The sequence below is a fragment of the Microcoleus sp. MOSTC5 genome (genome assembly GCF_036701825.1).
GTDB classification, from domain to species: Bacteria; Cyanobacteriota; Cyanobacteriia; order Cyanobacteriales; family Microcoleaceae; genus Microcoleus; species Microcoleus asticus.
This window is the reverse complement of record NZ_JAUBRK010000006.1, coordinates 52,274-73,726: the sequence shown is the minus strand read 5'-3', so window position 1 is coordinate 73,726 and position 21,453 is coordinate 52,274. Positions and strand designations below refer to the sequence as shown.

Genomic DNA, 21,453 nt, shown 5'->3' with positions numbered 1-21,453 from the left:
GCCACCTAATTTTATTCACTATGATTTATATAAGTTTAGCCTTTTTAGTGCTGGGCAAAAAGCTCATTATTTTAAGCTATAGCCGAAAAAATAATGCTGTATTTTTGCTTTATGGCTAATTTCTGTGTTAGCGTATTTCCGGGTTTACGGCTATATTTTATATCTAGATAACTTGAGCTTGTTTTTAATAAAGGAAAGCAATTATGACTCAACCAGTGTCTATACCGAATATGCTGAAAGAGCTGATTTTAGGTAATTATTCATTAACATTGATGGTAATTGCTATACTCGCGATCGCGACTTTGCTATTATTTCAATTGGCCAGCATTAAAAAAATAGGTGTGGCTTTTGAAAAAAGCTTTGCTAGTCTTTATATTTTTATCTCTCCGTTTCTAACACAAACTCCTTTTAACTACTTGCATTTTGTTAATTTGCAAGACCCAGAAGGCGGTATTCTAAAATTGCTACCTTATTTTTTTTATCCGTGGATACTATTAATTCTATTTTCTAGAATTAAAGCTTTTGGTAGCAACTTTATAGATTTGTTTGCCAAAGTATTGCTCGTTAATCCTTTCTTTTTACTTTATACATTACTGCCATCACTGTCTACATTATGGTCTCTAGTTCCTGAAGAAACGCTAAGAGCAGGCTTAGCTTTTTCAGGATTTACTGCTTTCGGATTTTACTTAGCCGCGCAATATAAATGGGATGATCTATCTCGTTTTTGGCGGTGGGGATACACGGCACTGGCTTTGGCTAGTTTTATACTCAAACCACCGGGAGCAGGCGATTTTGTCGGTCTTACGCAATCTAAAAATTCCCTCGGGGGAGTTCTAGCTTTATGTACGGCATTTTGGTATTTGCATTATTCTCAAGGAGCTAAAACTAACAAAGAACGCTGGATTTCTTTGGGAATGATGTTATTTTCATTTTACCTCGTGAGGGCTAATAAGTCGGGCTCGGCTCTAGTGATTACTATCATATTAATAATTGCAGTGTCCTCGCTAAGCTTTCTTAAAAAGTTAAGTTTTCAGTGGGCATTTACTGCTATTATATGTTTCCTGGTGGTCAGCATAATTATGACAGTTTTTGTACTAGACAACCTAGAGGATATTATTGTAGGTGGGTTAGGCAAGGACTTGACTCTAACTGGGCGGACTGAATTCTGGCCGCAGTTAATTCATGCGGTCAACCAGCGCCCCTGGTTTGGCTACGGATACAATGGATTTTTTCAACAAGATAAGTTAGGTTCCGCTACTCCTGCTTATTTTATTTATACTCCTAATGGATTTCAACCGAAAAATCCTCACAATGGCGCGATCGGGATCTTGTTAGCCTTCGGTTGGCCCGGATTAATCTTAATGATGATTTCTCTGCTTCTTAATTTGGCTTATGCCGTTCGGTATTTGAGTCGTAGCACCGTGGAAGAAGCGGGAATGCCTATTTGTTTCCTGGTGTCTATTATTATGAGCAACATCACAGAAGCTTATATCGTGACAACCGGAAATGCTTGGCTGAGTTATGTAATGTTGACAGTTCGACTTGCCATAGACAATGCTAGTAACACTTCCAACAGTAGCAGCAACCCTCCAAGGCGTTCTGTAGCTCGTAATGTCCACTGAAGTAAGGTTCGTTGGGAATATCGCTGATGTGCCAAGCTGTGCTATAATATTATCTAACGAGTCTAATTTTGCTGCATAGCCAAGCGTTCCACAACCGCCTTTATATTTTCTAAACACTTAAAATCTTCTGATGTTAGATAAGCTAGCTGCGGTAAGTCAAAAACTTGGGCCTGGTCTGCGCCAGGTAATAAGCAACATAGCTTGGCTGTTCACTGACCAAATCTTACAGATGGGTCTGGGTTTAGTCGTAGGCCTGTGGGTGGCTCGCTATCTAGGCCCGGAGCAATATGGCTTGCTCAACTACGCCCTCGCCTTTGTATCTCTATTTAGTGCGGTAGCCTCAATGGGGTTGGGCAGAATCGTCATTCGCGATATCGCTCGCAACCCTGAATGCAAAAATGAGACCCTCGGAACTTCCTTCGGACTGCAATTTATTGGCGGTCTGATTACTCTGGTGTTAACTGTCACCGTGATTTCCCTACTTAAGCCGAATGACAGTTTGACTCGCTGGCTAGTGGGCATCATCGCGGCCGGAACTATTTTTAATGCTTTTGAGGCGATAAATTTTTGGTTTCAGTCCCAAGTCCAATCAAAGTATACAGTATTGGCGAAAAATTCGGTATGTTTTTTCGTCGCTGCTCTCAGAATTGGGTTGGTGGCAATTAAAGCCCCCCTGCTTGCTTTCGCCTGCATTCGATTGGCAGAGGTGGCAATGGTAGGCATGGCTTATGTATATTTTTATCAGCTTACTGGCAATAAGATTAAGGATTGGCAATTCAATTGGGGACGGTCCAAGGAACTGCTAGTGGAGAGTTGGCCGATAATTGTGTCAGGATTGGCAGTGTATGTCTACTCGAAAACCGATCAGATTATGCTCGGAGCTATGAATAAAAATGCTGAACTGGGATATTATGCTGCCGCTGTTAAAATTGCGGAAATCTGCGATTTCTTACCGATGATCATATCAAGCTCTATTTTTCCGAAGTTAGCAAATTTGAGAAAAAACAATTATCAAGAATATCTAAATAAATTTCAAGTTTATTCAGATCTTATGATATTTTTATGGTTGGGAGTGGCAATCCCCATCTCATTATTGTCTCCGTTGATCGTGAATCGGCTTTACGGGGAAGAGTATGCGAAGTCAGCAGCGGTACTAGCAATCTATGTTTGGACGCAATTTGGCAGTAACTTTGGAGTAGCCCGGAACACATACTTTACCATCGAGGGTCAGTTGCGCTACGGTCTTTACTTAACTGTGGTCGGTTCTATTTTAAATGTAGGGTTGAACTTGTTCCTGATTCCTAAGTATGGAGCTTTTGGAGCAACTGCTGCTACTCTGATAACTTATTTTTACGTGATTATATTAGTCAATTTCTTGATTAAGGAATTGCGACCTTTTGGAAAATTTATCTGGCGCTCTCTCAACTTATACGAAGCAGCTCGTAGAATCAGAGGATTGATACAGTGATTGAAATTAAACCAAGCATTCAACAGCGCTCGAATTGCCCCTATTGCGGAACCGAACTTAAGCCCAAAAGTGTTCTGTGGCAAGGTATCCACATTGTTCTGGACTCTAAGTGCGAGGGATGCTGCAGCGAAATAATCGACGATTTGAGAGTAGGTCATGGAGTAAAAAACTACATCCAAGTTAATTTAATAAAAAGAGAAGTTTTTGCAGCAGATACTTACAAAAAGGAATGGTTAGGCAAACCCTTACTCAATTCACTCCAAAATCCTCAACCCGAAAAACTTGAGATTGTAAAAGAAATTTTTAAACCCTGCAATCGGGTAATTATCTTAAACTGTATCGATCATCTTTATGGTCACTCCTTGCTCAAGTTGCTAAATGCACAAAGGCACTTAGAATGCAACTCGGACTACGGGTTAGTTGTGATAGTTCCTAAGTTCTTAAGGTGGATGGTTCCCGATGAAGTTGCAGAAATCTGGACAGTACCTATTTCTTTAAAAAATGGCCAGAATTACTATCCCAGTTTCGCCGAGTTTGTGGAAGAAGAAACTAAACGCTTTGATGAAATTTATGTCAGCGAAGCTCATTCTCATCCCAGTCAGTTCGACATCACGCGGTTTACTAGAGTTCCCAAACATAACTTTGAGCCAGAAAAAATAAAAATTACTTTTATTTGGCGGGAAGATCGTTTATTAGTTAACCGTTTGCTGTTCCGAGTGCTTAGAAAAATAGATCGACGAGCAATGTCACTGCCATTGCAAAATTTAAAAATTCAGCAGTTATTTGAGAAGATCAGGTTGCAAGTACCAGAAGCAAAATTTGCAGTGGCTGGTCTGGGGACAAAAACTAAGTTTCCAGAATGGATTGAAGATTACAGGGTGGATAGTTTTAATGAAAAAATTGAAAAGGAGATTTGCCACCTTTATTCAGAGAGCCGCTTAATAATTGGTCTTCACGGCTCCAATATGTTGCTACCCTCTGCTCATGCTGGTATGACAATTGATTTGATAGATGAGCGGTGGGGAAACTTTGCCCAAGATATTTTATACCAAGAAAGCGACCCTAGAATTGCTAGTTTTCGCTATAGATTTTTGCCGTATCAGACGAGCAATGATACACTGGCATTCATAGCGGCTGTGATGGTTCTCAAGTGGTCTAAATTTAAATCCCAGATGACTGCTGATGTTATATAACGTCCGGCTAATTAGACATAATACCGAATCCGCTAGCATTCAACTATTTTCCGTGTTATAAATATGGATGAACTTGTCAATGTTGTGAAAGTCTTTGACATTTTTTCTCAACCATTGTTCATCCTTGTCCCACCACTTAAACTTCAGCAGAAAATCAATCTTTTGTTCATCAAACCTATAGCGAATAAGTTTGGCGGGAATTCCTCCACATATAGCATAAGGTGGCACATCTTTTGTGACAACGGCTCCAGCTGCGATGATGGCTCCATCACCAATAGTTACACCATCTAGAACAATAACATTTGAGCCAAGCCAAACATCATTGCCGATATGGACAGTTTTTTCCTCTTCTTCAAAATATTTTTGGTCTACAAAGGTTGTCCCTACTAGCATCTTGGGCGAATAAAATATCGGATGGCTTGAAACAAAATTTCCCACAGGATGTACGCCTAAGCGAATGATGCAGTTTGGCCCAATCGAACAAAAATTGCCGACAACACCATTGAAAATTCGGGTATTCTCGCGCACATAAGTGTAAGAACCAATGACAGAATCTTCTATGGCTACGCGACTCGACACACTAACATTGTGACTGATAGTTGAATTGGTAACCAAAGCCATATAGTCTTGATAAAAATTATTATACTTAAACTTGTTTTTCCACCAATTGACTAAAAATCGCAGATATTCAGTGATCGGATTTTTGAGTATAGAACTGAGAAATGTTGAGAGTTTAGACATGGTTACTAATTACTTATTCAAGGTTAAATATTGTGCTGCCACATAACTTATTTATTTTTTTCTTAATACGCCTGATTAATGCGGGATGATAATCATAAAATGTATCTTGAGTGTATTGATCCGCTACAAAATTTCGGATCGCGTGGTTGGGATGCCTTAAAGGAAAGGTCATTGCTGCCGTTGGCATATTACTGTATATACTATCTTCTTGTGAAGTATGGGTGGCTTGACTGCCAAATCCAATATTAGAAATTAAATTTTTTTCTGGAATAATAGCAAGTCCATTTTGAACCCAACAAGTAAAAAGCCATCTAAAAAACCAATTGTTGACAGTTCCATCATAGGAAACTTGAAAAGCACTATCCCAAACTTTTACAGATTGAGGATTAGCTAATAAATTTTCAAGAAAACCTGCTTCCCGAAGTTGAGGCCATAACTTCATGTCAACATCATAGTATTGCCATGCTCTGCGCCAAGTCGCCCATCCCCAACAGTTACTAAAACGCGAAAAATAGTAACTGTCTTCTGTTCTTTTTCTCCCAAATTGGAAATTTACACCGCTGATTGACATAATCCGTTTGTCATCTCGGTAATGCTCTAATAACTGTTCACAAAAAGGGAAGAAGCTCGGGTGTGGCAAACAGTCATCTTCGAGAATAATTGCTTCCTCTACGGTATTAAATACCCAGTCGAAACCGCTAGAAATGCGAGCTTTGCAACCCAAATTAATCTCTGAATAATTTTTCAGAACTTCACAGTCCCAATCGACCCGATCGATAATTGCACGTACAGCGGCGCACTTTTCAGCTTCACCAGGTTTGTTGGCACGAGGGCCGTCAGCAATTACTAACAGCTTAGGCGGTTTAACTTGTCGAATCGCCTCGAAGACTTTTTCAGTAGAATCAACTCGATTGAAAACAACGAAAACAATGGGAGTTATTATCTGCGAATGTGGCATTTAAACTGTTCAACTCCAACGATTATAAATATTTTTGCTTAGTAGAACTCATTATAAATGTGCTAGGAAGCTGGCAGTGTTGGCCTGTTAACTTAAGTTCTAAATTCCAATTTATCACCAAAAAGTTCGCAGGTCAACTATAATACAGAAATAGTTGAGCCAGACCGACTTCTAGGACTGACGCTCTTAAACTCTCAAACATTGATACCCCGACCCCCTTCGCCAAGTGGGGCACTCTTAAAGACCTTTTGTGAAAGGTGGGCGAGCGACTGCGTAAGCCCTAATTTCGTTCTTATAGCGGCGGTTGCAACCGCCGAGCGAGTGGCTAAATAAAACACTGTTATTTTTAGCCTTACCTATCGTTAAAAACCGCCAAACAGGGAAGAATGAACCGTACTAATATCGCCGTCCTTTTAACTTGCTTCAACCGCAAACAGAAAACATTAGCTTGCTTAGAGGCTCTTTTTAACCAGGCACTTCCAGCCAATGTAGATATTTCCGCCTATATAGTCGATGATGCCAGTACCGACGGTACCAGCGAAGCAGTTCACCAAGCCTACCCTCAAGTGAAGATTTTTCATGGGGATGGCAATTTATTCTGGAACGGCGGAATGCGCTTTGCTTTCACCGAAGCCATGAAAGACGATCCCGACTACTACCTTTGGCTGAACGACGATACAATTATGTATCCAGAAGCCCTTAAAACCTTATTAACAACCAGCAACCAACTCGCTCAAAAAGGAGAAACAAAAGCCATCGTCTCCGGTTCTACCTGCGATCCCCAAACGGGTAAAACTACTTACGGTGGTGTGGTGCGAGACCACCCCATTCTTCCCTTCCGGTACCGCCTTGTAGAACCAACTCAAGAAGCTCTACTTTGTAGCACAATACATGGCAACTGCGTTCTACTTCCTCGCAAGGTCGTCCAACTTGTGGGCAACCTAAATCCTGCTTTTGTCCATTATATTGGCGATTGGGATTATGGTTTACGAGCGAGACAGAAAGGATGTACAGTTTGGATTGCTCCCGGTCATTTAGGAACTTGTTCCCTCAACCCACAGGTGACAAAAACTGCCGCAAAAAATTTGAGCGAAGGGTTAGATAAAATGAGCACGCCGAAAGGTTTATCCTTTAAAGATGCGACCCTGCAACCGCCTGAAGAATGGAAAGTATTTACTCAGCGGCATGGTGGCTTGTTGTGGCCAATTTATTGGCTGCTACCTTATCGAAGGTTAGTTTGGCTTTCAGTGTTGAGTAAATTGGGATTGACTAAAAACAAAACTCAAGGTGAATAGGATGGTTGATAGAAATGAACTCCGCATTGCTTGGCTTGTCCCGGAAGTGGAACTGGGAGCCTACTGGCAGCCTGTTTTGAGGGAATTTACAAAAATTTTTAAGAATACTGTATTTTATACTGGTCGTGTTTGGTCTGGGTTCGATCCGACCCTGCCGGGATCTTCGGCAATTCAGTTAGTAGGGGAGACTAAATTTGTCGAGACGGAAAAGATAGAAACAGGATACGATCGCGGATTCATTGTAGTATCGCCTAGTATTATCGGCTATTTGCTAAAATTTAGACCTCATGTGGTCTTTCCCCAAGCTTTCTCTTTGTGGACTGTAATTGTTGCGTTCTTAAAACCGCTACTGAGGTGGAAAATTGCGATTATTTACGATGGTAGTTCCCCAAATACCGACTTTCGAGATTCCAGTTTTAGGACATTTGTGCGCCGCATCCTTGTGCGGTTTGCCGATGCTTTTGTTGCCAATAGCAATGCAGGTAAAAAATATCTGATGGAAGTTCTAAACGTACCGGAGGATAAAATTTTTACCCGAACCTATCTCGTACCTGATGCGGGAGCTTTGCTGAAACGATTAGATCAAACTCAGCCCCCCAACTTGCAGTTGAAACGCCCGATTTTTCTGTATGTAGGGCGCATCACGGCGAGAAAGGGAATTCAAACGCTTTTAGAAGCTTGCGCTATTCTTAAAAATCAAGGTTATGTTGATTATTCGCTGTTGATTATTGGCAAGGGAGATCAGCGGAAAGAACTGGAAACATTTATTAAAGAGTGCAATTTTGAAGAGCAAGTAACGTGGGCGGGATGGGTGGAATATGGAAATTTAGGTGCTTATTTTCAGCAAGCTGATATTTTTGTGTTTCCTACTTTTGAGGATGTCTGGGGTATGGTTGTACCCGAAGCGATGGTGTTTGGAAAACCAGTATTGTGTTCAAATGGTGCAGCTTCCTGTGAGTTAATTGTGTCAGGCGAGAACGGTTATATTTTCGATCCTAGGGGTGCTAAAGAGTTAGCGGATAAAATGCAAAGTTTTCTAGATAATCCTGATTTGATTAAATCCATGGGAGAGCGTTCACGACAGATAATTTCTCAAAAAACTCCGGAAACAGCCGCGAAAGCTTACGTCGAAGTTACATCTTTCTTGATGGAGAAGTAGGTGAAGGAAGTTGGGCAATGGATTTTGTAAGGAATTTTGTAAGGAATTTAACGGATGGAGGGAATAGGGGATAGGGAATCGGGAAAAATTAGCCATTACCAATTAGCAATTAGCAATGAAAGTTTTATTATCTGCGTTTGCTTGCGAACCAAATCTCGGCTCTGAAGAGGGAGTAGGATGGAATACCGTTATCCAATCTGCTAAACATCACGAAAGTTGGGTATTTACTCGCACGTTTTGTCGATCGTACATTGAAGCAGAACTAGAGCGGAACCCAGTGCCAAACCTGCACTTTGTTTATTTCGATCCGTTTGGGTGGAGCGAAGATTGGAAGGGGAAACAAGGATTGCTGCAACTTCACTACTATTTGTGGCAAATCTGGGCTTATTTTATCGCTCGTAAGCTCGATCGCGAAATCGGTTTTGACATAGTACATCACGTAACTTATGTCAAACATTGGTCTCCAAGTTTCCTGGCGCTGTTGCCGCATCCTTTTATTTGGGGGCCTGTAGGAGGTGCAGAAGCAGCACCAAAGCCTTTTTGGCAAGATTTTAGCCGTCGGGGCAAAATTTACGAAACGCTGCGAGCATTGGCTCAAAGCGTAGGAGAACGCGATCCGTTTGTGGGGCTGACGGCGCGCCGCAGTGCCGTGGCGCTGGCAACTACGGAAGAAACCGCCGCCAGACTGCGATTTCTCAAAGCAAAAAACGTGAAGATTTTCTCCCAAGTCGGTTTATCGCAGCAGGAAATTCAAGAACTAGAGCAATTTCCTATCCCGCCGGAGCAACCAATTAGATTCATCAGTGTCGGTCGTCTCTTACACTGGAAAGGGGTGCACTTGGGACTCCGTGCATTTGCGGAGGCAAAGCTGGAAAAATCGGAATACTGGATTGTGGGAGACGGCCCGGAAAGGCAGCGTTTGGAAGCTTTGGCAACAGAATTGGGACTGGCAAATAAAGTATTTTTTTGGGGAACTTTATCTCGCACTGAAACTCTTTCTAAAATGGGGGAGTCTCACGTTCTCCTCCATCCGAGTTTGCATGACTCTGGCGGTTTTGTCTGCACGGAAATGATGGGGGTTGGCCGTCCGACGATTTGTTTGGATTTGGGCGGCCCAGCTACTCAAGTGACCGCCCAAACGGGCATTAAAGTGGCTGCTACTGAACCCGATCGCGCTGTGCTAGGTCTAGCAGAAGCTATAGTGTGTTTAGCCCAGGATAGTGAATTGCGATCGCGCTTGGGTCGAGCGGGTCAAACCCGCGTCAGGGAAATCTATGATTGGAATATCAAAGGTAAATTCTTTGCCCAATTGTGCGAAGATGTATTCGAGGGAAAATCAGAATAACTTCTGATTTGTTCGATCGGGCAAAACAAAGAAAACTATATTTTTTCAGGCGGTGAAACGTGGGCGTTGCAATCATTACTGGCTCTGCGGGTTTAATTGGCTCTGAGGCTTGTAAGTTCTTTGCCAAACAAGGCTTAGAGATAGTTGGCATCGACAATAATATGCGCCAGTTCTTTTTTGGTGCTGATGGTTCTACAAACTGGAATCGCCAACTGCTCGAAAAGTCCTTGGGTACCAAGTATTATCACTTAGATGTGGACATTCGCGACTATGAAGCGATTACCAATATCTTTCAGCGGTACGGCGAGTCGATCGAATTAGTAATTCACACAGCAGCCCAACCCAGCCATGATTGGGCTTCCCGTGCTCCGAAAATAGATTTTACCGTCAATGCCAACGGCACTCTCAATCTTCTAGAAGTAACTCGCTTGTACTGTCCTAAAGCGGTTTTCATTTTCACTTCTACTAATAAAGTATACGGCGATACGCCAAATAAATTGCCTTTAATTGAATTAGAACACAGATGGGAAATTGAAGCGGGTCACACTTACGAAAGCGGCATTCGGGAAGATATGTCAATCGACCAGTGCCTGCACAGTTTGTTTGGTGCTTCTAAGGTAGCTGCTGACATTTTAGTTCAAGAATACGGTCGGTATTTTAATATGAACACCGCTTGTTTTCGCGGAGGCTGCCTGACGGGTCCCAATCACTCGGGAGCTCAATTGCACGGCTTCCTCGCATACTTGATGAAGTGCGCCGTGACGGGAACTCCTTACACCGTGTTTGGCTACAAAGGCAAACAAGTCCGCGATAACATTCATAGCGCTGATTTAATTTCGGCATTTTATGAATTTTATAAGGCTCCCAGAAGCGCCCAAGTTTATAATACTGGAGGAGGCAGATACAGCAATTGTTCGATGTTAGAAGCAATCCAGATGTGCGAGGCAATTGCGGAACGCAAATTTAATTGGACTTATGCTGAAGGGAATCGCATTGGCGATCACATTTGGTGGATTAGCGACAATTCAAAATTTTCCAGTCACTATCCTAACTGGAAAATGAAATATAACGTTAAACAAATCCTACAAGAGATTTATGAATGTAACCGCGAGCGTTGGCTGAAAGAAGGGTCGGATGGTTGAGCTGAGAAAAAAGAATGTGCTGGCAATTTTGGGAAACGATGGAATACAAAGTTAAAGAAATCCTACAGGAGATTTATGAGTGTAACGGCGAGCGTTGGCTTAAAGAGGTCTTCCATGATTGATAAAGGGAAAAAGAATGTGCTCGGCATATTAGTAAATGCCGTTAATTATGAAGCGGCTGTTAGCAAAATTATTGCAGCAGCCAGCGCCGGAAAACCAATGTCAGTTTCGGCTCTAGCGGTTCACGGTGTAATGACTGGGGTTCTTGACAGCACTCATCGCTATCGGATCAATCACATTGACTTAGTATTGCCAGACGGACAGCCGGTCAGGTGGGCGTTAAATTGGCTCTACCACACGGAATTGCCCGATCGAGTTTGCGGCCCGAATGCGATGTTACAAATCTGCGAACGTGCCGCAGAAGAAGGATTATCTATCTATTTGTACGGCTCTCAAGCTTCTGTGCTGGAAGCTTTATCTTACAATCTTTGCCAACGTTTTCCCAAGTTAATTATAGCTGGAACTCAGCCTTCTAAATTTAGGCAGGTTTCGGCCCAAGAAAAACAAGAAATTGCGCAGCAAATCCGCAACAGCGGTGCAGCAATTACTTTTGTCGGTTTGGGATGTCCGCGACAAGAAGTCTGGGCTTACGAATACCGGGACGACTTATCAATGCCGCTGATTGCTGTAGGTGCTGCTTACGATTTTCATGCGGGTAATTTGGCTAAAGCTCCTGAGTTTTTATCTAAGATAGGTTTGGAATGGCTGTTTCGGATGATTAAGGAACCCAAGCGCCTTTGGCAGCGCTATGTTTTTTTGAATCCGCTTTATATATGGCTGTTTTTGTTGCAAGCTTTGAAAATCAAACAGTTCGACCCCACAGATGCCACGCCGCCTGTGGAAGAAGTATTGTATGGTTGAAATTTTAAGAGCTGTGGTGAATGGTCAGTTTTCACAAATAAAAAGTTTAAAGCCCAAAGTAGGAATAATAAATAATTATTTTGACTTTCGAGTTTAAGCTGGTGATGATTGGGATCTCGAATTAATAGGGTGTTTTCTATGACTTATGTGTTGCTTGTTTTGTAACTACTGTCTAGGTAACAGAAAAAGCGTCAGCCGTCCTTGTTGTATGATTTTGATGGTTTGCTCTCGACAGCCAGTGTAGTCGCACCCTAAAGTTATCGTGGCGAGGTTTCTTATTTTGTCAGAGTTGATTTATGGCAGAGAGGATTGGCTTTTGTCTTGATTTATTCCTGGATTGACCAAGAATTTCTTGATGGTACCCGCCACGTGATTTATCCGTGGAATCAATCCAAAATCTAAAATCTAAAATCCTCAAGCCCCCGAATTTATCCGTGGGGTCAATCGAAAATCTAAAATCTAAAATCTAAAATCGAATGACTGGGATTTCGCCATTGGGTTCAATGCTTCTATTTTGGGAAATTGGGTGGCTAGGATTAAGGGAATTGACAGCTAAGAGCATTAAGGCTAAAGAAGGGGAACAGCTCAGCAAAGCCACTAGGTTTTTGTTGGCGATAACTTTCCAGTAGACGTGCAAGATTTTAGTTTAACAGATCGATCGATGGATTTGAGGCGAGCGCATAAAATTTCACTTTTTATTTGAGATTGCTTATTGGTATTGAAAGTCCGCGCAGGCGGACTTTCAAGTTTGGGGATAAGTCGAGTCTAATTATTTGCCAGCGTAAGCAGCCATCCGTTCTTTGATAAACCGGATATAAAAATGCCTGAAAGTAGACTTAATTACCCGCGGCATACCAAAGTCGATCGGCATCATACTTTCGGGCAGCTTCCAATCCAAAACCTTGAGAGTTTCCGGTTGCAAAAGCGGAAAATCAATCGCCTCTAAATTCGAGCAAAGTCCCAATCTCATCGCCGCAGCTACAGTCGGAACCGCCGCCGGATCGGCATTAATAATTTCAACTAAAGTTCTGTCCAAGGCAAACACATCATCAGAAGCGCCCAAAATTCCCAAAAACTTAGGTTCGCCGCCGCTTGGCCCGTTACCTTCGTGACCGATAATTGCATCCAAAATCGTCAAATTTGGGTTAATTGCTCGGGCAGTTTCTACCAGCATTTCACCGAATCTGGCGCTATCTTTGCCAGCTTCCATGTGCCACCAAGCCTTCATTTTGCCGGGGACGCAGCCGAACAAATTTTTCACGCCCATTGTCACCGTTAATTGAACGTGAGATTTGAGTTTGGGCAAATTAATCACTACATCTGCTTCCATTGCTTCTTTGCAAATTCGCAGATGATTGAAATCTTCGCTGACAGTTTCGTAGCGTTTTCCTTGAAACTCAACTACTGGCAAATTCAGTTCTTCCAACAGCGGCAAATAACCGTTGGCTTTGGCTACACCCATTGCGCTACCAAAAGCTGGACTATCACCTAAAAATGGTTTTCCTCCCGCTTCAATGACCATTTTAGCCACACAGTAAACCAATTCCGGGCGGGTGACACATTCTTTGGTAGGGCGAGAACCGGTGAGGAGATTGGGTTTGAGTAAAACCCGATCGCCCGATTTGACAAAAGCCGAGATTCCGCCCAAGGGTGCGAGCAAACTTTCTAAAGATGTTTGCAAAATTTGGCGATCGTATGAATTGGCGCGAATTAAACTAACAACAGACATAATTATGAATTAATTTGTAATTGGTTATCGATGGGGAATAATCTCAATGTAACGCACGCACGGATCGCCCTAAGCAGGGCGATCCGCGCGCACCTTACCAAGAATAATCTCAATACAAATGAGTCCTAAGTATCCATCGCCAATCTACCAGCAGCAGCCCGCTGCATGGTACTAACTCGCAGCGAGTTAGAGAATACTCCTTGACCTTGCAGTTCAGGGATAGCAGGTTTAACTTCAACTTTCACCAACCGGGCAGTACAGATAAAAACCGTTTGATCGGCTAAATGGAAAGTCAACCAAGGTTGGTTTAACAAATGCAGCACTTCGTCTTGGAATTCTTGTGCAGGCATCGGAATAGTAAAGGTTTCGGTGTGACCTTCCACATAATGAAATGTCACTTGAGTCGTGTTCTCTTTATCTTGAGTTAATTTGCCAAAAGAACCTGCGCGCATAAATCTTGCTCCCAAACTTTAGACTATAAAAAAATTCAGAATTAAATGTAAAAGATTGAATTCTGAATTCTTTAACTTTAACCTGTGACAGCCGTTAGGCACAACTCAGAAGGCAGAATGCAGAATTCAATCAATTTCAGCCTTCTAGTTTCTAGCTGATAGCTTCGAGATCCTAAGCGTTAGCAGAAGATGCCGGCATCGCACTCATTTTTTCTAAATCTAGAACTTTTGCCAAGTCTTCTGCACTCATTAAACCCCTTTCTAGCACAATTTGCCGCAAAGATTTGCCGGTTTCTAAAGATTCTTTAGCGACAGCGGCGGCGTTGAGATAGCCGATGTGAGTGTTGAGGGCGGTAACAAGGGCGAGACTGCCTTCAGCATAAGCGAGACACCGATCGCCCTTAGCTTCAATTTTGGCGAGGCATTGTGTAGTCAGCGCGCTGATGGTATTGCCCAAAATTTCGATGCTGTGAATGAGATTGTAGGCAATCAGGGGCATCATCACGTTCAATTCTAATTGTCCCGCTTGGGCTGCCAGGGCGATCGCGCTATCGTAACCCATAACTTGAAAACAAACCATCGATGTCATTTCTGCCATCACAGGATTGTATTTCCCCGGCATAATTGACGAACCGGGTTGCACGGGAGGCAGTTGAATTTCTTTCAAACCCGTTTTCGGCCCTGAGTCCATCAAACGCAAGTCGTGGGACATTTTAACGCAATCTTGAGCGAGATTTCGCAGTGTACCGGAGACATTTACAAACGGTGCCATACTCTGCATAGCTGCCATTAAATGCCTTGCTGGTTTCAGGGGGTGGTCGATTAATTCGGAGAGAATTTCAGCAACTTTTTGACAGTATTCAGGGTGAGTATTTAAGCCTGTTCCTGCCGCACTTCCCCCCAATCCCAGAGATGTCAAATCATCGGATGCCCTGTCAATTCTCAAGGTATGTTCTCTGAGAATTTGCGCCCAAGCGCCGAAGGTATCGCCGAGTCGAACAGGCACAGCATCTTGCATATGAGTGCGGCCGGATTTTACAATATCTTTGAATTCTTCTGCTTTGTTTTCTAGGGCAACTACGGCCTCCGACAAAGCCGGAAAAAGAGTCTTTTCTAACGCTAACAATCCGCCGATCCGAATCGCCGTCGGAATCACATCATTTGTTGATTGACCGTAGTTTACATGATCGTTAGGACTGACGCGCTTGTAGTTGCCTTTTTCCTCGCCCATAATTTCCAAAGCGCGATTTGAAAGAACTTCATTAACATTCATGTGGTGAGAAGTTCCAGCCCCGGCTTGGTAGACATCAACTACAAATTGGTCGCGCAATGTGCCCGCTAGGATTTCTTCTGCTGCTTGGACAATTGCTTGACTGATGTCTTCTGGAATGCAGCCGAGTTCGCCATTGGCGATCGCCGTTGCTTTTTTAATTAAAACACAAGCATCAACGTATGTTGATAAAGGCTTAATGCCGCTAATCGGGAAATTTTCAATAGCCCTTAGAGTTTGGATGCCGTAGTAGACATTAGATGGGATTTGTTTGTCTCCCATCGAGTCGCTTTCGGTGCGGTAGCTGATGGTTGGGTGTTCGCTCATATCGCCTTGTTTGTGATGATTGGGAATTGGGAATTTTTTTTAACAATGCTGACTGCCACTGTTGTTTTACCGCCCTGGCGGGCCCAGTAAAACAAAAGTCACGATTGTAAATAATTATCTCACAGTCCGAGTTAAATCTCAAAGCTCAAATCTTAATTTAAGATTATTTCCCTAAAATCGTGCAACTGCGCTCGATATTTTAATTTTTATTAAATCAGCAATTTAAAATATCCAAAGTGATTATTTAAATAGTAGATAATCTAGATAAATTCTAGAATTTAAAAATGTAAATATAAAATTGGACAATCCAGATCGACTTGGCTACAATTATAAAAATAAACCATTTTCCAAGAGTTTTCAAAGCCATGAACAAACCAGCAAAAAGTTTCAAACACTCGCTAAATACTTTGATAATCGGCTTATGTGCCTCTGCGATTTTTCCGGCTTCAGTAAAGGCTATATCCCGCATTGTTCCCACCGCAGCCATCCCGGAAAAACCGGCGATTTTAATGAGTCAGCAACCGCAGGAGATTCAGTTTAAGCGCGGTGCTAGTTCAGCGGAAGTAAAAGGAGGAGTAGCGCGCGGCGAAGTCATGATTTATCTGATTAGCGCCAAAGAAGGTCAAACCATGAATGTTGAGATCCAATCAGTTGAGGGAAATGCTGTTTTTAAGGTGGTCGCTCCCAATACAAACGCCGTAGCTGAAGGAGAAAAAAGCTGGTCTGGAGAATTGCCGCAGACAGGAAAATATCAGATAGTCGTCGGTACAGAACGAGGAGGCGCCAGTTACACTCTGTCAGTTTCGATCGACTAATTGTATGGTCCGTGGTCACGAGATATTCAAGCTGCTTGGGGATTGTGGGTAGCGGCGCACTCTACGTTCTAGAGTAGTTGTGTAATTCCGAGTTTTTTAGATAGCCTACTTTTGTACTTAATCGGATAAAAATCGCGTCTGTTTAACAATAAATATTAAACCATACTTCGGAATTTTGTTACAAAAATTCAAGTTAGAATTTTCGGAAAGTTGTTATATTTGGTAGCACAAACAATTTTGCAGCAGGCGAATTGCTAAAAATTATGCCGCGTTACCAAACCCTAGATGATGTTACTACCCTCCAAGAGGCACTCGAAGGAATAATTGTTGAAGATTTAAAAAAGCTGAATGCACTGTTGTCGGGCGATCGTAAATTAACCCGCAAAGCAGACCTGGTGGCTGGGATTAAAGAGCAAATGCAGGGACAAAAACTCAAGCAAGTTTGGGCGCAATTAGACGACCTGCAAAAAGCGGCCGTAGCGGAAGTTATACACGGGTCAGGTGGTGGCTATGATGCCGATGTATTTGTGGCGAAATACGGACAACAACCAAACTGGGGAACAAGCGATCGCTATGGATACAACCGAGAACCATCCCTACTATGCTTGTTCTTCTACGGCACTGCGATCCCCTACGATCTTGAACAAAAATTGCTGAAGTTTGTACCAAAACCTCAAGCAACTTCCTTAAATCTGGTTGGCGATGTACTGCCAGATAATTTTATGATTCGTGTAGAAAAACATAACTTTCGTACATCAAAAAGAGAGGTATCCGAGTACGAACTTCCTTTGACAATTTGTGAAATGGAACGGGCAGCCCCAAAGGATTTGGAAGCAGTTTTGCGTCTGATTCAGTCGGGCAAAGTTGCCGTTAGTGAGAAAACCGCATTACCTGGTGCCACAACTCTGAAAGCGATCGCCGCCGTATTGCAAGGGGGTGATTTTTATAACGACGAACAGCGCCAAGCTACCTTGGAAAAGGGCGATATATTCTACGAGGTTGGTAACATCAAATCCTTTGCTTGGGCCGCGATCGCCCAAGCGAGCAAATTCGCCGAACAATCGGGCAAAAAGCTAGTTTTGACCAAAGCGGGACAGAAAGCCTTGCAAGAATCACCTGCCAAAGGATTACAGACAGCATGGAAGCGCTGGTTAAAAACAAACTCTTTTGATGAATTTCGCCGCATTGATGCGATTAAAGGACAAACTGGCAAGGGGGCGCGCGGCATGACAGCGGCGGCGGGGCGGAGAGAGGCGATCGCCTCAATTCTAGCAGAATGTCCTGTCGGTAAATGGATTCTGTTTAGCGAATTTAGCAGGTATATGTTGGCAACGGGCAATCGGTTTGAAGTAACGCGCGATCCCGACAATCTCTATATTTCTGAATTTGGGTATGGTAACTTAGGATATTCCGGCAGTCACGATTGGCATATTCTGCAAGAAAGATATATGCGCTGCCTGTTGTTTGAGTATGTTGCTACCCTGGGAATAATTGATGTTGCCTATGCCGATCCGTCCCTCGTACCCAGCGATTTTGACGATCTTTGGGGAACGGACGATTTGAGATTTCTCAGCCGCTACGACGGCTTAATATCTTTTCGCCTGACAGCTTTGGGGGCTTACTGTTTGGGATTGACTCACAATTACACCCCGCCAGCAATTGAGTTCCGTCAAACACTCCGCGTACTGCCCAATTTAGATATTGTTGTAGCAGGAGAAGGCATTGCGACATCAGATGCGATCGTCCTCGATCTCTATACTAAAAAAGTTTCAGATGTCGTCTGGCAACTCGATCGACAAAAGCTATTTACCGCCATTGAAGCCGGATACCCGCTAGCAGAATTTAAAGAAGTTTTAGAGACAAGAAGTATCGAACCGCTACCCGAAACCGTACAGCAATTTCTGACGGATGTTACAGAACGATCGAATAGTTTGCAAGATGTAGGAACTGTCAAGTTAATCGAATGTACAAACGCCCATTTAGCAGTGTTGATTGCCAATGATTCCCGTACCAAAAAATTCTGTCAGCTAGCGGGCGATCGCACTTTAGCAGTTCCATTATTCCAGGAAACTAAATTTCGCAACGCCCTGCGGCAGATCGGCTACGTCTTACCCCAGCGGGATAAATAGTAATACCATTTCTCTAAAATCGTGCAATACTCTTCGACCCCCCCTAGCCCCCCCGCTGCATTGCGGGGGGAACAAGAATACTGTTGCATTCTTTTTTAAAATTGGTATAATATCGTGTCCGGTGGTATCGATCTCACTCGCGCCAGGGTGCAGCAGTCGGATACAAATCCTGAAAATTATTACTCAGATTATCGCCCGACTCCTTCACCCCTACAAGTATCTATAGCAATCCTAAATCATTTGTGAGTTTCTTACTCCCTCCCCTTACCAAGGGGAGGGTTGGGGTGGGGTAAAAAATTTACGACTCTTGCAAGGATTGCTATACAACCAATTAAAATTATCTGCGTTTATCTGCCTTTTATCTGCCTTTTATCTGCGATCGAAACAACCTATGAATTATGTTCCCGAAAATGCTTTGATCGTGCAAAGCGATCGATCGATCTTACTAGAAGTTCACGCTCCCACAGCACAACAGGCGCGAGAAGCGATCGCCCCCTTTGCCGAATTAATCAAAAGTCCCGAACACATCCACACCTATCGCATCACGCCCCTCAGCGTGTGGAATGCGCGGGCGGCGGGAATGCCTGTTGAAGAGGCGATCTCAGCTTTGCGAAAGTATGCCAAGTATCCCATTCCTGAGTCCGTAGCGCAGGAAATTGAACTGTTGGGGGCGCGGTATGGATTAACTGTAATTGAAAGAATCGATGCGGCTACCCCCGATTTACAACTGCGAATTGCCGATTTGCCCCTAGCGGAATTGCTGGTACGGGACGATCGCGTTAAACCAATGTTGGGCAAGCGCATCTCGGATCTTTGCTTTCAAGTCGATGCCGGGAATCGCGGCGTACTCAAGCAAGCTTTACTAGCGGTGGGCTATCCGGCAGAAGATTTGGCTGGATATGTCGAGGGTGCCGAATTAGGGATTTCTTTGCGCGATCGTACTTTAGCGGACTTGCCCTTTAAGTTGCGTGCTTATCAACAAGAAGCAGCAGAGGCATTCTATCAGGACGGGGAGGTAAAAGGTGGAAGTGGGACGATCGTCCTACCGTGCGGGGCTGGTAAAACCATAGTCGGGATGTTAGCGATGAGTTTGGTAAAGCAAAAGACACTCATCCTCACCAGCAGTTTGACTTCTGTACACCAGTGGCGCAGGGAAATATTAGACAAAACGAGTTTAACTGAGGATGCGATCGCTGAGTACAGCAGTGTCACCAAACAGACGGCTGCTGTCACCCTATCGACTTACCAAATGCTAAGTTATCGATCGAATAAAGATGATGAATTCCCGCATTTCGAGTTGTTTAATGCGGAATCGTGGGGACTGATTATTTATGATGAAGTCCATCTATTACCTGCACCGATATTTCGGATCACCGCTGAATTACAAGCACGACGCAGGTTAGGTTTAACTGCGACATTGATTCGCGAAGACGGGAAAGAAGGCGATGTATTCACGTTGATTGGGCCCAAGCGCTATGACGTACCTTGGCGCGAATTGGAAGGACAGGGATTTATTGCCACTGCCAATTGTACGGAAATCCGCGTCGCCCAAAATGAGGCGCAAAAAATGGCCTATGCCCTAGCGCCCCGCCGCCAACAGTTTCGCATTGCTGCTGAAAATCCGGGTAAGTTGGATATGGTACAAAGTTTATTGCAAAAAGAGGCGGGACATCGCATTTTAATCATCGGTGAATTTCTGGAACAGTTGGATGCGATCGCCAAAATTACCGAATTGCCTCTGATTACGGGAAAGACAAAACAGGCAGAGCGCGATCGGTTATACGAAGCATTCCGTCACAAAGAGATTCCGGGATTAATTCTATCTCGCGTGGGCAATTTTGCAGTCGATTTACCTGATGCCGATGTGTTGATTCAAGTATCGGGAAAGTATGGTTCTCGCCAAGAAGAAGCGCAGCGCCTCGGACGAATTCTCCGCCCCAAACCCGACGGACACAATGCCAGCTTTTATACATTAGTCTCGCTACAAACTTGCGAGGAAGATTTTGCCCGACACCGCCAACTATTCCTCACCGAACAGGGCTACAACTATCGCATAGAAGTTCAAAAAGATGTTTAGTCAGCGATCGATAAATTCTTGGTAAAACTGCTCATGCAAACCTAAGAAATTATCCATCCCCTGCTTTGTCAGATACCCGCTATTCTTACCAGTGTGCGGATTTTTTACGTAGCTATAAATTTCTTTTGAAACCTTATGATTCTCGCTCCACCTAATGTTGAACGCTGCATACTTTGGGAAAAAGGTCATTTCTGCATAAGCATCAATGTGGTCATGTATCCACCATGCCAATGCTGTCCAATCTTGAGTGCGTTCATAGTAAGGGATGAATGATGTAACAACAATACATACTGTTGCTCCCATATACCCATCGGAATCTGTTACGTCCCAGATATGTTCTGCATAGTTGGACTCATTACTGGCACAGTTGTACTGATTTTTATTCTCTGCTCCTTTGGCGTTCACAGCACAAGAACGATAGGCTGAGCGGATACTAATCCGACCAAGCGCATCTTGAATTGGTTCAAGCACCCTCTCACACAAATTCTTTCCGGCTGCGATCGCCAAGTCAGGATCGCTAGGAATGTTAGGGATACCTTCAATTTGAGAGATTTCTGAATAAAGAAACTCACGCATGAAAAAACTCTTAGAGAGTTGAACCCGTCCTAGCTCTTCCAAAGCTTTAACAGTTTGTGGCTTTCTCATAGATTGAACTCCAGCAATTAGAGGTGAATAGCTTAATCTTAAACACTGACAGATAATTTAGAAGCATTGTTGCAGCCAAAAGCAACGTTCCGGTTGAGTGGCTAGAAATAACTTTTGCATCACCACCAATATCTTTCGGTAGTCCGCTCCAACCGGGTTGTTAGA

At 43.4% G+C, this 21,453-nt stretch carries 18 protein-coding genes; 12 read left to right on the top strand and 6 right to left on the bottom strand.

All coding sequences use genetic code 11. From position 1 onward, the window contains the following. The first annotated feature begins 203 nt into the window (after positions 1-203). The 3 genes from QUA54_RS04240 to QUA54_RS04230 all read left to right on the top strand — a co-directional run bounded on the left by QUA54_RS04240 (position 204) and on the right by QUA54_RS04230 (position 4,283). Complete coding sequence (locus tag QUA54_RS04240) at positions 204-1,622, top strand: O-antigen ligase family protein (RefSeq protein WP_333413501.1); 1,419 nt, start codon at positions 204-206, stop codon at positions 1,620-1,622. A 130-nt stretch (positions 1,623-1,752) separates the two neighbouring features. Next, on the top strand, positions 1,753-3,090 hold the full coding sequence (locus QUA54_RS04235; protein ID WP_333413500.1) for a flippase: 1,338 nt from the start codon (positions 1,753-1,755) through the stop codon (positions 3,088-3,090). Continuing rightward, the gene (locus QUA54_RS04230; RefSeq protein WP_333413498.1) at positions 3,087-4,283 is read left to right on the top strand and encodes a hypothetical protein; all 1,197 of its coding nucleotides are present in this window, start codon (positions 3,087-3,089) and stop codon (positions 4,281-4,283) included. Before QUA54_RS04235 ends, QUA54_RS04230 begins: the two co-directional genes overlap by 4 nt. Before the next feature lie 39 nt (positions 4,284-4,322). Here QUA54_RS04230 and QUA54_RS04225 read toward each other — a convergent pair whose 3' ends face one another. Together QUA54_RS04225 and QUA54_RS04220 are read right to left on the bottom strand one after the other, a co-directional pair. Continuing rightward, positions 4,323-5,024 carry a CatB-related O-acetyltransferase gene (locus tag QUA54_RS04225; protein WP_333413496.1) on the bottom strand — a complete coding sequence of 234 codons (702 nt, stop codon included), beginning with the start codon at positions 5,022-5,024 and terminating at the stop codon, positions 4,323-4,325. Positions 5,025-5,037: 13 nt separating this feature from the next. Further along, positions 5,038-5,748 carry a glycosyltransferase family 2 protein gene (locus tag QUA54_RS04220; RefSeq protein WP_333413493.1) on the bottom strand — a complete coding sequence of 237 codons (711 nt, stop codon included), beginning with the start codon at positions 5,746-5,748 and terminating at the stop codon, positions 5,038-5,040. Positions 5,749-6,368: 620 nt separating this feature from the next. On the opposite strand from QUA54_RS04220, the gene QUA54_RS04215 reads away from it, so the two are divergent. The 6 genes from QUA54_RS04215 to QUA54_RS04190 all read left to right on the top strand — a co-directional run bounded on the left by QUA54_RS04215 (position 6,369) and on the right by QUA54_RS04190 (position 12,473). After that, a complete protein-coding gene (locus QUA54_RS04215) occupies positions 6,369-7,277 on the top strand; it encodes a glycosyltransferase family 2 protein (RefSeq protein ID WP_333413492.1) in 909 nt (302 codons plus the stop codon). Between the two features lies 1 nt (position 7,278). Further along, positions 7,279-8,436 (top strand): glycosyltransferase family 4 protein, encoded by a 1,158-nt coding sequence (locus tag QUA54_RS04210; RefSeq protein WP_333413489.1) that lies wholly within the window; start codon positions 7,279-7,281, stop codon positions 8,434-8,436. Between the two features lie 115 nt (positions 8,437-8,551). Continuing rightward, positions 8,552-9,781, top strand: a complete 1,230-nt coding sequence (locus QUA54_RS04205; RefSeq protein ID WP_333413487.1) for a glycosyltransferase — start codon at positions 8,552-8,554, stop codon at positions 9,779-9,781. A gap of 59 nt (positions 9,782-9,840) precedes the next feature. Continuing rightward, entirely contained in the window at positions 9,841-10,923 is a 1,083-nt protein-coding gene (locus QUA54_RS04200; protein ID WP_333190622.1) for an NAD-dependent epimerase/dehydratase family protein, read from the top strand. Positions 10,924-10,998: 75 nt separating this feature from the next. Further along, on the top strand, positions 10,999-11,844 hold the full coding sequence (locus tag QUA54_RS04195) for a WecB/TagA/CpsF family glycosyltransferase (protein WP_246276971.1): 846 nt from the start codon (positions 10,999-11,001) through the stop codon (positions 11,842-11,844). A 476-nt stretch (positions 11,845-12,320) separates the two neighbouring features. Further along, a complete protein-coding gene (locus tag QUA54_RS04190) occupies positions 12,321-12,473 on the top strand; it encodes a hypothetical protein (RefSeq protein ID WP_333413484.1) in 153 nt (50 codons plus the stop codon). A gap of 140 nt (positions 12,474-12,613) precedes the next feature. Here the strand turns inward: QUA54_RS04190 and QUA54_RS04185 are convergent, their stop codons facing one another. The 3 genes from QUA54_RS04185 to QUA54_RS04175 form a co-directional block, all read right to left on the bottom strand. Next, a complete protein-coding gene (locus tag QUA54_RS04185; protein WP_333413482.1) occupies positions 12,614-13,573 on the bottom strand; it encodes a DUF362 domain-containing protein in 960 nt (319 codons plus the stop codon). Between the two features lie 125 nt (positions 13,574-13,698). Then, on the bottom strand, positions 13,699-14,025 hold the full coding sequence (locus QUA54_RS04180) for a hypothetical protein (protein ID WP_172190955.1): 327 nt from the start codon (positions 14,023-14,025) through the stop codon (positions 13,699-13,701). A gap of 172 nt (positions 14,026-14,197) precedes the next feature. Beyond that, positions 14,198-15,622 (bottom strand): aspartate ammonia-lyase, encoded by a 1,425-nt coding sequence (locus QUA54_RS04175; protein WP_333413481.1) that lies wholly within the window; start codon positions 15,620-15,622, stop codon positions 14,198-14,200. Positions 15,623-15,987: 365 nt separating this feature from the next. On the opposite strand from QUA54_RS04175, the gene QUA54_RS04170 reads away from it, so the two are divergent. From QUA54_RS04170 to QUA54_RS04160, 3 genes are all read left to right on the top strand, one after another. Then, positions 15,988-16,437, top strand: coding sequence for a hypothetical protein (locus tag QUA54_RS04170; protein WP_333413479.1), 450 nt, complete (start codon positions 15,988-15,990; stop codon positions 16,435-16,437). A gap of 263 nt (positions 16,438-16,700) precedes the next feature. Next, the gene (locus tag QUA54_RS04165) at positions 16,701-18,566 is read left to right on the top strand and encodes a hypothetical protein (protein ID WP_333413477.1); all 1,866 of its coding nucleotides are present in this window, start codon (positions 16,701-16,703) and stop codon (positions 18,564-18,566) included. A 391-nt stretch (positions 18,567-18,957) separates the two neighbouring features. Next, a complete protein-coding gene (locus QUA54_RS04160; protein ID WP_333413475.1) occupies positions 18,958-20,643 on the top strand; it encodes a DNA repair helicase XPB in 1,686 nt (561 codons plus the stop codon). Here the strand turns inward: QUA54_RS04160 and QUA54_RS04155 are convergent, their stop codons facing one another. After that, positions 20,644-21,288, bottom strand: coding sequence for a peptidase M15 (locus QUA54_RS04155; RefSeq protein ID WP_333413474.1), 645 nt, complete (start codon positions 21,286-21,288; stop codon positions 20,644-20,646). It lies immediately after the preceding gene. Between the last annotated feature and the right edge of the window lie 165 nt (positions 21,289-21,453).